The 11,034-nt window shown below is 42.4% G+C and carries 13 protein-coding genes; 9 read left to right on the forward strand and 4 right to left on the reverse strand.

What is annotated here, in order from left to right; genetic code table 11:
• Together ACRBG0_RS27190 and ACRBG0_RS27195 are read left to right on the forward strand one after the other, a co-directional pair.
• Positions 1 to 903, forward strand: a 903-nt coding sequence (locus ACRBG0_RS27190; protein WP_431489978.1) for a sensor histidine kinase, incomplete at its 5' end; no start/stop codon positions are given.
• A complete protein-coding gene (locus ACRBG0_RS27195; protein WP_431489979.1) occupies positions 900 to 1,598 on the forward strand; it encodes a LytR/AlgR family response regulator transcription factor in 699 nt (232 codons plus the stop codon). The genes ACRBG0_RS27190 and ACRBG0_RS27195, both read left to right, overlap by 4 nt.
• Positions 1,599 to 1,697: 99 nt before the next feature.
• Here the strand turns inward: ACRBG0_RS27195 and ACRBG0_RS27200 are convergent, their stop codons facing one another.
• The gene (locus tag ACRBG0_RS27200; RefSeq protein ID WP_431489980.1) at positions 1,698 to 1,901 is read right to left on the reverse strand and encodes a hypothetical protein; all 204 of its coding nucleotides are present in this window, start codon (positions 1,899 to 1,901) and stop codon (positions 1,698 to 1,700) included.
• Positions 1,902 to 1,983: 82 nt separating this feature from the next.
• Here ACRBG0_RS27200 and mazG point away from each other — a divergent pair, with 82 nt between their 5' ends.
• Both mazG and ACRBG0_RS27210 read left to right on the forward strand, forming a co-directional pair.
• Entirely contained in the window at positions 1,984 to 2,745 is a 762-nt protein-coding gene (gene mazG, locus ACRBG0_RS27205) for a nucleoside triphosphate pyrophosphohydrolase (protein ID WP_431489981.1), read from the forward strand.
• Between the two features lie 133 nt (positions 2,746 to 2,878).
• A complete protein-coding gene (locus ACRBG0_RS27210; RefSeq protein ID WP_431489989.1) occupies positions 2,879 to 3,478 on the forward strand; it encodes a bifunctional nuclease domain-containing protein in 600 nt (199 codons plus the stop codon).
• A gap of 147 nt (positions 3,479 to 3,625) precedes the next feature.
• Here ACRBG0_RS27210 and ACRBG0_RS27215 read toward each other — a convergent pair whose 3' ends face one another.
• Together ACRBG0_RS27215 and ACRBG0_RS27220 are read right to left on the reverse strand one after the other, a co-directional pair.
• Positions 3,626 to 4,000: a hypothetical protein gene (locus tag ACRBG0_RS27215; RefSeq protein ID WP_431489982.1), complete on the reverse strand. Its 375-nt coding sequence runs from the start codon at positions 3,998 to 4,000 to the stop codon at positions 3,626 to 3,628.
• Positions 4,001 to 4,156: 156 nt separating this feature from the next.
• Positions 4,157 to 4,789, reverse strand: a complete 633-nt coding sequence (locus ACRBG0_RS27220; RefSeq protein ID WP_431489983.1) for an NUDIX hydrolase — start codon at positions 4,787 to 4,789, stop codon at positions 4,157 to 4,159.
• 20 nt (positions 4,790 to 4,809) lie between these two features.
• Here ACRBG0_RS27220 and pyrE point away from each other — a divergent pair, with 20 nt between their 5' ends.
• The 4 genes from pyrE to ACRBG0_RS27240 all read left to right on the forward strand — a co-directional run bounded on the left by pyrE (position 4,810) and on the right by ACRBG0_RS27240 (position 8,765).
• Complete coding sequence (pyrE, locus tag ACRBG0_RS27225; RefSeq protein ID WP_431489984.1) at positions 4,810 to 5,451, forward strand: orotate phosphoribosyltransferase; 642 nt, start codon at positions 4,810 to 4,812, stop codon at positions 5,449 to 5,451.
• Positions 5,452 to 5,520: 69 nt separating this feature from the next.
• Positions 5,521 to 6,600, forward strand: a complete 1,080-nt coding sequence (locus ACRBG0_RS27230) for a M42 family metallopeptidase (protein ID WP_020534433.1) — start codon at positions 5,521 to 5,523, stop codon at positions 6,598 to 6,600.
• Positions 6,601 to 6,708: 108 nt separating this feature from the next.
• Positions 6,709 to 7,596: a hypothetical protein gene (locus ACRBG0_RS27235; RefSeq protein ID WP_431489985.1), complete on the forward strand. Its 888-nt coding sequence runs from the start codon at positions 6,709 to 6,711 to the stop codon at positions 7,594 to 7,596.
• A gap of 104 nt (positions 7,597 to 7,700) precedes the next feature.
• Positions 7,701 to 8,765, forward strand: coding sequence for a Fic family protein (locus ACRBG0_RS27240; RefSeq protein WP_431489986.1), 1,065 nt, complete (start codon positions 7,701 to 7,703; stop codon positions 8,763 to 8,765).
• Positions 8,766 to 8,790: 25 nt separating this feature from the next.
• Here ACRBG0_RS27240 and ACRBG0_RS27245 read toward each other — a convergent pair whose 3' ends face one another.
• Positions 8,791 to 9,843: an OmpA family protein gene (locus tag ACRBG0_RS27245; protein WP_431489987.1), complete on the reverse strand. Its 1,053-nt coding sequence runs from the start codon at positions 9,841 to 9,843 to the stop codon at positions 8,791 to 8,793.
• A 167-nt stretch (positions 9,844 to 10,010) separates the two neighbouring features.
• Between ACRBG0_RS27245 and lepA the strand changes: the two genes are divergently transcribed.
• A partial coding sequence (lepA, locus tag ACRBG0_RS27250) for a translation elongation factor 4 (RefSeq protein ID WP_431489988.1) occupies positions 10,011 to 11,034 on the forward strand: 1,024 nt, incomplete at its 3' end.

An 11,034-nucleotide genomic window follows, 5' to 3' on the forward strand; every position in this document is an offset into this window, starting at 1 on the left:
GTACTGAATACGGGCTTATTAGCCGTTCTTTTCTATGGTACAGGAATGACCTATAGGTATTATTACGAACGGAGAAAGTATTGGCAATTTGGGACCGGACTAGTTATTGTTTTTGCGGTGGTGACAATAATCCGCTTTTATGTCAATCGTCAGTTTTCGTACCTAGAGGATGCGTCTCTTTATTATACCCCTGACGCTTTTTCTTTCTTTATCGGCGCTTTAGTCACGAATATTGGAACCCTGTTAATTAGTCTTTTGTACCAGCTCGTACGCTCGCGAATTCGCCTGAAACAACGTGAAACAGCATTGCTAGCAGAGCAACGCGAAGCAAAAATTCAATTTCTGCGTGCACAGATGAACCCTCATTTTCTTTTTAATACGCTCAATAATATTTATAGCTTGGCGGTGGTGAAGTCCGAAAAAACAGCCCCCTTAGTTTTACGTCTAAGCGATTTGTTGCGGTACGTCATTTACGATGCTCAGCAGGAGAAAGTACCCCTTGCTAAAGAGATCACCATACTTGAAGAGTACATTGAACTCTTTCAGTTGCAGTATGAAGAACAAAAGGACATCACGTTCACTTATCAGTTGCCAAGAAAAGGGTATTTGATTGAACCCTTGTTGTTGATTCCTTTGGTCGAGAATTGTTTTAAACACAGTGATCTTGCTGAAAATGAGAATGGGTACGTTCACCTCGAGTTATTGATTGATGAAGATGAAATGATGTTTTCAGCAAAGAACTCTTTTAACCCATTCCAATCTCAGAAAGACGAACAGGGTGGGGTAGGCTTGGAAAATATTCGTCGCCGGTTGGCGCTTCAATATTCGGGGCATTACCAGTTGATAGAAGAAAAAAGTGAAGATCACTTTCGTATTCAATTAGCGATTAAAAAGATAAAATGACACCTAAAACAACAAAAATACTTCTGGTAGACGATGAATACCTGGCACTTAATCTCTTGGAAAGCTATGTTCAGCAAGTTCCAGGTACGCGGCTTATAGCCAAGTGTAAATCAGCTTTAGAAGCCATGGAAGTATTGCGACAAGAGGAAGTAGACATCATGTTTCTCGATATTCAAATGCCTTCCTTAAGCGGCGTAGATTTTTTGAAAGGACTAGAGAAGCGGCCTGCTACAGTTTTTACGACAGCATATAAGGATTATGCAATAGATGCCTTCAACTTAAACGCTGTCGATTATTTACTGAAGCCCTTTTCCTTTCCTCGGTTTTTACAGGCCCTACAAAAAGGGATTAATCATCAGCAAAAGGGAGAGGAAAAAGACGCTGCTATTACCTATCTGCCTATAAAGGTTGACGGGAAACTGGTACGAGTAAAGATTAGTGAGATTGTCTATGTAGAAGGAATGAAAGAATATGTGAGAATTGTTTGTGAAAATAATAAATACGTCACCTTTGAGCGGATGAAGAACATGGAAAACCTACTGCCTACAGCGCAGTTTATGCGCGTCCATAAATCGTATTTGATTGCTCGACAGAAAGTAACGTCGATCGAAGGGAACTTGCTAGAGGTAGGTGGTGCAAAGATTCCGGTGAGTAGAAGCCTGCGGAGTCAGATTATAGAGGAACTCTTCTGTTAGTAGGCCAAAAAAACGCTAAACAGCTTTGAAAACAAAAAAAGAGCGCCCACGAAATAGGTGCTCTTTTTTTGAAAAAATTGCGTGTTTAATGTTTCTACCTTATTTGACGGTAGGCATTTGACAATCTTCTTCTGGCTTTTTACCACAAACGGTACATTCTCCAACTTTTGATTTTAGCATCGGATTGTTGGTTGCACAGGTACCCCGAAATTCATTGCCCGTCACGATGTGCCGGATATTGATCAGGATAAAGGAAATACCAAAAGTGACAAAGATGATCGCTAAAACAGACAGGAATTCCATGTAGTAAGATTAAGTTTCCTTTAAAACCCCTTGAGAGGGGCAAAAGTTCAGTATTTTTGTCGCCGCAAAAATACGAATTCTTATGAAACCCCAGCTAGAAGCTTTCGATCGTTTATTGACCATTATGGATGAATTGCGCGTGCAGTGCCCTTGGGATCGAAAACAAACTATGGAAAGCCTTCGAAATTTGACCATAGAAGAGACTTACGAGTTGGCTGATGCTATCCTTGAAAAGGATTTAACAGGGGTAAAAGAAGAAATTGGCGATTTGTTGTTGCACATGGTTTTCTACGCAAAGATTGCCGATGAGCAAAAAGAATGGGATATCAGTGATGCTCTGAATGCTGTTTGTGATAAACTAATCAATCGCCATCCACATATTTACGGCGACGTAACGGTGGAAGATGAGGAAGAGGTGAAGAGAAACTGGGAGCAAATAAAGCAGCAGGAAGGAAAAGGTAAGCGATCTGTGTTGGGCGGAGTTCCAAAATCACTGCCTGCTATGGTTAAAGCCTACAGAATGCAGGATAAAACCAAGCAAGTGGGTTTTGAGTGGGAAAACAGTGAGCAGGTATGGGAGAAGGTAGAAGAAGAGATCGGAGAATTTAAAGAAGCAATGGCCACCTCAAATACAGAGCATCAGGAGGAGGAGTTTGGGGATTTGTTGTTTAGTTTGATAAACTATGCCCGTTTTACAGGGATTGATCCAGAAACAGCACTAGAGCGAGTCAACCAAAAGTTTAAAAAACGGTTTGAATATATTGAAGCTCACGCTGATCGTGAACTTACGGAAATGAGCTTGGCAGAAATGGATGCATTGTGGAATCAAGCCAAGGAGCAGTAAATCTTCTTTGCAAGCTCCTGCTTATTTTTCTACCTTTGCGCCCCGGCTACTTTTTTTAGTAGCTTTTTTTGGCAGATAAATATTTTATATGTTTCTGCCGTTATCATTAGAATTTACTTATTTAGGCCAGAATATGAGGAAGATCGCACTAGATATTGTCGCCCTGTCTCACAGTGTTACCCAGTCCAACAACTATGCAGTGGTACTTGGTGAAAGAGATGGCGCCCGTCGCTTGCCCATCGTCATTGGTGGTTTTGAGGCCCAAGCTATTGCTGTTGCAATTGAAGGGATGCTGCCTAACCGGCCATTGAGTCACGATTTGTTTAAAAACACGCTTGACGTCTTTAATATTGACCTCAAGGAGGTTATTATTAACAATTTATTGGAAGGTATCTTTTACGCCAGGCTTATTTGCCTGAAAGATGGCGAGATTATAGAAATTGATTCACGCACTTCTGATGCATTGGCGCTGGCTGTTCGTTTTGGCTGCCCTATTCATACGTATGAATTTATTTTGGACGCCGCCGGTGTTGAACTACAGGAGAGTGATGATGACGATGATGACGATAATTTAGGAGATTCGAACTTTGGAGAAGTTGAGGATGGAACGGAAGAAACTAAGTTGACAGAAATGTCAGTAGAAGAATTGCGATCTACTTTAGATGAAGTACTTGCTGCGGAAGATTATGAAAGCGCCGCAAGAATTAGAGATGAAATCAATAAGCGGAAGTAAGCATTTTATTATCCTCCTCTTGGGTAAATACAAAACGGTCGGTTAACAATGTAGTTAACCGACCGTTTTGTATACGATCAGAAAAGAAAGTAAAAATAGGAGCTGCTTTGAATAAAAACTGCTCACTTATGTCATTATCAGAAAAGCTTACCCTTTATGCTGGACAATCTTTCTGATTACACCTGTAAAGGCTTCGAGTTCAATAAAGTACTCTCCGGCGGAGAAGCCACTGAAATCCAACTCGTAGATAGAATTTACCGGAAGGTCGAAAACATCTTCTTGCCACATCACTTGACCATCAGTACTCTTGACAACGACAGTGTTGACATTGAGTGCTAATTGTTCAAAATCGATAAAGTAGGTGTTGCTTTCTTGATCTGCGTAAATCGACCAATCGTTGAACGCCAATTCTGGAGAAGTGGCGGAGGCACTAGCCATTGGGCTTTTTGCCGTCATTTGAGCGGATAAGTCACTTAGAAATACACAAGAGACTAGTCCGAAAAAAAGTAATAAACGTTTCATGTTCCTGGATTAATAGCAATATCTGGAATTTGCGGAAGCAAAGATACGTTTTAATTGCAATATGCTGCGATAATAATAGAAGATAAGTCGCGGAGTGTGTAAAAACGAAAGATTACTTGGTTAAACTGCACCTTGGGCCAATTATTTATTGTGAGTTTATTGTATTTTGGGGGCTGTTTTCAAAATACTAGAGATATTTGGGTAGACGACGCGCTCTTCGCTAAAGAATTGTTTCTCAGACATCCACACTGCTTTCTCTATATCTTCTTCAGTTTGTGGAGTCAATTGTGTTTCAGGAGTGTTCATCACATACCAGTGAGTTGGTTTTAGAATACGCTGGTCTTTTTTACCTCGATAGGTGTGGTAAGTCATAGGTAATTTTTCTCCCAAAGTCAATTCACGGAGGCCCGTTTCTTCTTGAACTTCGCGTATGGCAGCTTGTTCAGGATTTTCCCCGGGGTCAATTTTTCCTTTTGGCAAGTCCCATGAACCACGGCGGTAAATGAGTAACCACTGCTGGGCGAAGTTATAGACCAACCCGCCAGCTGCTTCTACAATTTTATAGTGGTCACAGAATGCCTGCCAGAGTTCTTCCAAGTCAGTATGGAAAAGGGTGACTTCATTTACCTGAGGCGAACCCTTCTCTAATAAATCTACATAATTGAGGATAAATTTGGTTTTGCCAGGGTAGCGAGCCACTAAATGACCGTCTCTGGGGGTACCTTCTTGAGCCATTTCTAAAGGATCACATAATGTAAGCGGTCGGTCATTAATGTAGATTTTGTACATTTGCTCGCAATTTTTGACTTATGAATAACCAAGATCGTATTGTAGCCCGGCATTTGTTGCAAATAAAGGCAATAAAGCTGAACCCGCAAAACCCCTTTACATGGGCTAGCGGTAGGCGTTCTCCTATTTATTGTGATAATCGGATTGTCCTTTCTCATCCAAAGGTAAGATCGTTTATTCAGGATAGCTTGGTGGAGGCGGCAAAATCATTTCAACCCTTCGTTGGTGTTGCAGGGGTAGCCACTGCTGGTATTGCACATGGTGCCTTATTGGCCGATCGCCTGGGAGTCCCTTTTATTTATATTCGAAGTAAAGCGAAGGCTCATGGACGGCAGAATCAAATCGAGGGCGAATTGCAAACCGGTGGGCGCTATCTCGTTATTGAGGATTTGATTTCCACAGGTGGCAGTAGCCTTCAGGCGGTGGAAGCACTGCGTCAAGCGGGCGGCGAAGTTGCAGGAGTGATGGCTTTATTTACCTATGGTTTTCCTGAAGCAAGTAAAGCTTTTGCTGGGGCTAATTGCCCAATAAGTACACTGAGTCATTACCCTGCTTTACTGGAAGAAGCAGTAGAGAGTGGCTACATTACGGCAGAAGAACAATCTTTGCTCATTACCTGGCGAGAAGATCCTGTTGCGTGGAGTAAACAGTTTGAAGCCTAATTATTATTTTTAACTTCCCATTTTTTGCGCGATACTTAATCGTAATTTTCAGCGAAATCAACGAACAATATGTCAATCATTAATAAACAGTCGGAAGACTTTTTGCGTCGTTATCTAAATAATGCTTCGCCTACGGGCTTTGAAGCACCAGGGCAGCAATTGTGGCTGGAGTACATCAAGCCCTATATTGATGAGTATGAGCTTGATAATTACGGCACCGTCTACGGCATTATTAATCCAGGGAAAGACTACCGGGTAGTAATAGAAGGGCATGCCGATGAGATTTCCTGGTTTGTTCACTACATCACAGATGATGGTTTTCTCTACGTTGTGCGTAATGGAGGCTCTGATCACCTTATTGCGCCGTCTAAGCGAGTAAACATTCATACCAAAAAAGGACTTGTTCGTGGTGTATTCGGATGGCCGGCTATTCACACCCGCCATGGCAAGGATGCATCACTGGTACCTAAGATAGAAAATATCTTTATCGATATTGGTGCTCGAAATAAGGAAGAAGTACTGGAAATGGGGGTGACGGTAGGTTGCGTCATTACTTATGACGATGAGATGGAAATGCTCAATGATACCTACTATGTTGGGCGCGCATTGGATAACCGAATGGGAGGTTTTTGTATTGCTGAAGTTGCTCGTCTCTTAAAAGAAAACAATATAGAACTACCATTCTCTCTGTATATCGTCAACTCTGTTCAGGAAGAAGTAGGATTGCGTGGTGCTGAGATGATAGCGGAGACCATCAAGCCTCATGTGGCCATTGTTACGGATGTCACCCATGATACGCACACACCGCTGATTGATAAGAAAAAACATGGGGATGTGAAATCAGGAAGAGGGCCTTCGCTTACTTACGCTCCAGCGGTGCATAATAAGCTGCTCAACCTGATCATTGACACCGCAGAGGAAAATGATATAGCTATACAGCGAGAAGCTGCGTCACGAAGAACGGGCACGGATACAGATGCTTTTGCTTATAGCAATGGTGGCGTTCCTTCGGCATTGATTTCCTTGCCTTTGCGCTATATGCATACAACGGTAGAAATGGCACATAAGGAGGATGTAGAAGGAGTTATTCAGCTTATCTATCAGAGTTTGCTGAAAATTGAAGCAGGACAATCCTTTAAATACTTCTAAGCATGCCTTCCGTTTTTGTACTTTTAGAGCTTGTTCGGAGATTCTCCGGACAAGCTCTAATTTTTTAGATCGCTGATAAGCTTTCAAAACAAACATGGTACAATCATCATGGCCGTAGGTGTATCGGCCAATATTTTTTTGGATATGTTGCGCTCCTTGGTAAATCTGCTATTCTATGGTCATTTCTGGATTGCGGCTGCGGCATTGGCAATGACTGTGCAGACGCATTTACTCCTACAAGGTATATGGCATTGGAGTGCGCTTGATGGGTTTATTACCAGTGGGACGCTTACCATTTATGCATTACACCGATTGGTAGCACTTCGTATGCTAGGGGAGGGGCACCAAGGGCGTCGATTTGAAATAATGAAAACCTACCGCTGGCATATCATCGCCTATGCCGGTATAGCAGCGGTTATTTCGGCTTATTTTTATTGGCAACTGCCTACCTTCCTTAAGCTTAGTTTGCTGGTGCCCAACTTGATAGCCCTTGGTTATGTTTTGCCACTTTTGAACGGCCGCCGCCTTAGGGATTTACCCTACCTGAAAATTTTCCTAATTGCTTTGGCTTGGGCCTGGATAACGGTAATTGCACCCGCACAATCTGCTGGAATAACAATCGACAGGTCTGTCTTGATGATGGCACTGGAAAGAGCCTGCTTTATTTTTGCGATCACCATTCCCTTCGATATTCGTGATTTATTTCAGGATCAGGAGGCAGCTGTGAGCACGCTCCCTGGTCAATGGGGCATTTTGCAAGCAAAGTACATAGCGCTCGGTTCATTATTTCTTATGATGATCTTGGTTTTCCTTAATTACTGGCTAGGAATCTATGACTTAAGCGTCTTCTTTGCTTTGATATTTTCAGCCTTAACAAGCGGAGTCTTCATCTGGAAAGCAACCCCTGAAAAGCACGATTATTATTTTACCGGTTTATTAGACGGGACCATGATTATTCAACTGCTGTTGGTTTTGCTCTTTATCAATTTATTTTAAGGATAGTAAATAAATAAGCCTACTGCGCGGCTAAATCTTGCTTGTGTTGGTGGAAAACTGTAGCGACCATTGAATTTTCGGATATAAATGGATATATTTGGATAATGAAAAGATTATTACAGTTAGATTACCTTACCCGCACCTCGGTTAATAAAGTCATCAAGGAGATTGATGCATACAATCGTGCATGGAAAGTACAAGAAAACCTCAGTACCGACCAATTGCGTGAGTTGCGCCAATTGGCAACGGTCCAGAGTGTTGGCTCTTCTAATAGAATAGAAGGTAATCAAATGACTGATGGAGAAATAGCTCAACTTGTAGAGCATCTTCGTATTCAGGAATTGGAAAGCCGTGACAAACAAGAGGTTGCCGGTTACTATACGACTTTAGAAATTATACAGGAACAGTATCGTGATTTCTCCTTAACGGAGACGCTGATTAAAGCATTTCACAATGAGCTACTGCGCTATAGTGCCAAAGATGCACATCACAGAGGGCACTACAAGAAGGTTTCCAATCAAGTGGTAGCTACTACAGCAGATGGCGAGCAAAAAGTCATTTTTCAAACGACCGACCCCGCGCTTACAGGTGTTGCTATAGAGGCTGTGGTCAATTGGTTCAATGATACCGAGATGGCTAGTGAGCACCCTTTAATCAGGATAGGAGCCTTTGTCTACGAGTTTTTGACCATTCATCCTTTTCAGGATGGTAATGGCCGCCTTAGCCGATTATTGACCACCTTGTTACTGTTGCAAGCAGGGTATGAATTTGTACTTTATTCCAGCTTGGAGCGCGTAATCGAAGAAGATAAGGCGGCTTACTACAAGGCACTTATGGCTGCCCAACGTCATCGAGGAACAGAAGAGGAAGAGATTGGTCGTTGGTTGTATTTCTTTCTCAAGGCCATCCGTAAAATAACGGAGCGCTTAGCCGACGACGAACAGTCCATTGTGTCTGAGCCCGAAGTATTATACCTGAATCCCCGCCAGCGCAAAGTATTAGACTTTATTAGGAAAGAAGGTGTGCTGGCGGTGCGGGAAATTGATGCACTCTTGCCTGAAGTAAGTCGAAATACCGTTAAGTATGACCTGAAACGGTTAACAGATAGCGGATTACTCCAAAAAAGAGGGCAGGGGAGAGGTACTGTATACGAAGCCAAGATGAGGTAAGATTAGGCAAAGCGATTATCGAGTCTTACCTCTTTTCCGGAAGGTCGCCGAGTATGCGGATTTCAACCCTTCGATTGGCTGCCTGTTGCACCTCTGTAGAAGCTTTGGGATAGACCATTTCGTGGTTTCCGTAACCTTTGTAACTAAGTTGCTCTATAGGAATATCATTTTCCAGTAAATAATCATACACCATTTTTGCCCGGCGTACAGACAGGTTCCATTCTGAGGTTTCTTCTGTTACAGGAGGGCGATTGGGGTAATTCACATGGCCTGCGATCTCTACTCTAAGGTGAGTATTGATTTGCATGAAACGTAGAATTTTGGGTAACTCTGGTTTAGATCCAGGCAGTAAAATAGCTTCATTGCCTACGTAGAATAAATTTTTGATGGTAGCGACCTCTCCCTCTGTTGCTGGTGCAAGCTCAAAGCTAAGTTCTTGCTTGGTTTTCGGACTTACTTTTATCATCTTGGTATCAAGAAAGAAGCCTTTGGCATAGACATCAATCCCAACGACAGAATCAAGGGGTAAGTCGACCTCAATCTGGCCATTTTCGTCAGTAAATAGTGTGTCTGCTAAGGTTCGATTGTGAATCCTGACCTTGGCGTTTGGAATGGGCTGTTGATCATTAGGATTGTTTACCTGACCAGAGAATTGTCGATAAGGAACTGCTTGAAAAAGGTCAATAGTAACCCTGCGATTACGACTACGATCTTGGTCCGTATCATTACTCGCTACAGGTGTTCTTTCTCCAAAGGTTTGGATAGTCATTGCTTCTTCCGGCCATCCTTTTTCCAATAGGAATTCACGTGCTTGACCTGCTCTCCTTTTTGCTAAATCTTCATTGTACTCCAGTGGGCCAATGGCATCTGTATGACCGGTTAGATAGATACGGTTGCTGGCGTTTGTATAAGAAGGAAAGCTCGCTAGTGTCTGTTGTGCTGTAATATTGAGATCAGCCTTTCCACTGTCAAAATAGAGGGTATCCGAAAAATTCAATTGTAATGAATCAAATACTCCTGGTAATTGAGCGGTTAACTGAAAACTGAGTAGTAGAAATAAGAAAGGTAGAAGTCTCATACAGGCGGAAGTAGTGATGGGAAAATTAGAAAATATCCAGCAATTATATTGCGCAATGGATAAGGTTCATGTCTCTAACGGGGCTTATTGCTTATTTACTATAAGTTGCTTTGATTTTTTACAGAAATAAGAAGAAACGAGATATTAAAATAACTTATCTTTGCGAGATGAAGCATATTCGTAATTTTTGTGTGATTGCCCATATTGACCACGGCAAAAGTACTTTGTCTGATCGCCTGTTGCAAACAACCAACACGGTAGCTGATCGTGACATGAAGGAACAGACCTTGGATGATATGGATTTAGAGAGGGAGCGAGGTATTACGATAAAAAGCCACGCAGTGCAGATGAACTACAAGCACACTGACGGGGTGGAATATGTTTTTAACCTTATAGATACTCCTGGCCACGTAGATTTTAGCTACGAGGTTTCTCGCTCCATTGCTGCTTGTGAAGGGGCACTACTTATCGTCGATGCTACCCAGGGTATTCAAGCTCAAACCATATCGAATCTCTTTTTGGCCTTAGAACATGACCTGGAAATCATTCCGGTACTCAATAAAATCGATATGGTTAGCGCTATGGTCGAGAAGGTATCAGATCAGGTTATTGATCTCATTGGTGGCAGCAGTGACGATATTGTGCTTGCTAGTGGAAAAACTGGAGAAGGTGTTCTAGATATCTTAGCAGCAATTGTCGACCGTATTCCTCCTCCCAAAGGTGATCCGGAAGCTCCATTACAGGCCTTGGTCTTTGATTCTATTTTCAACCCTTTTCGGGGTGTTATTGCAAATATAAGATTGCTGAATGGTACCTTGCGTAAGGGCGACAAGGTGAAATTTATCGCTACCGGAGCGGAGTATTCTGCGGATGAGATTGGAGTCCTAAAAATGGATAATCAACCAGAGAAGGTGCTTGCTGCTGGTAATGTCGGCTATATCATTACGGGGATAAAGCAATCTAAAGAAATCAAAGTAGGTGATACCCTGACGCTGGCAGAAAACCCCGGCGAAATGATTCACGGTTTTGAGGAAGTTAAACCCATGGTATTTGCGGGTATTTTCCCTCTTGATAATGATGACTTTGAGGATTTACGTGACAGCTTGGAAAAATTGCAGCTCAACGATGCGAGTCTGGTATTTGAACCGGAATCTTCAGCTGCTTTAGGTTTTGGTTTCCGTTGTGGATTTT

The sequence above is a fragment of the Lewinella sp. genome, assembly GCF_050633125.1.
Classification (GTDB): Bacteria; Bacteroidota; Bacteroidia; order Chitinophagales; family Saprospiraceae; genus Lewinella.

What these genes read in the sequence shown, in the direction of transcription:
- ACRBG0_RS27195 (WP_431489979.1), top strand. Translation starts at nt 900, where the DNA reads ATGACACCTAAAACAACAAAAATACTTCTGGTAGACGATGAATACCTG.
- ACRBG0_RS27245 (WP_431489987.1), bottom strand. Translation starts at nt 9,843, where the DNA reads ATGAGACTTCTACCTTTCTTATTTCTACTACTCAGTTTTCAGTTAACC.
- ACRBG0_RS27210 (WP_431489989.1), top strand. Translation starts at nt 2,879, where the DNA reads ATGAGGAAGATCGCACTAGATATTGTCGCCCTGTCTCACAGTGTTACC.
- ACRBG0_RS27200 (WP_431489980.1), bottom strand. Translation starts at nt 1,901, where the DNA reads ATGGAATTCCTGTCTGTTTTAGCGATCATCTTTGTCACTTTTGGTATT.
- ACRBG0_RS27240 (WP_431489986.1), top strand. Translation starts at nt 7,701, where the DNA reads ATGAAAAGATTATTACAGTTAGATTACCTTACCCGCACCTCGGTTAAT.
- ACRBG0_RS27235 (WP_431489985.1), top strand. Translation starts at nt 6,709, where the DNA reads ATGGCCGTAGGTGTATCGGCCAATATTTTTTTGGATATGTTGCGCTCC.
- mazG (WP_431489981.1), top strand. Translation starts at nt 1,984, where the DNA reads ATGAAACCCCAGCTAGAAGCTTTCGATCGTTTATTGACCATTATGGAT.
- ACRBG0_RS27230 (WP_020534433.1), top strand. Translation starts at nt 5,521, where the DNA reads ATGTCAATCATTAATAAACAGTCGGAAGACTTTTTGCGTCGTTATCTA.
- ACRBG0_RS27215 (WP_431489982.1), bottom strand. Translation starts at nt 4,000, where the DNA reads ATGAAACGTTTATTACTTTTTTTCGGACTAGTCTCTTGTGTATTTCTA.
- pyrE (WP_431489984.1), top strand. Translation starts at nt 4,810, where the DNA reads ATGAATAACCAAGATCGTATTGTAGCCCGGCATTTGTTGCAAATAAAG.
- ACRBG0_RS27220 (WP_431489983.1), bottom strand. Translation starts at nt 4,789, where the DNA reads ATGTACAAAATCTACATTAATGACCGACCGCTTACATTATGTGATCCT.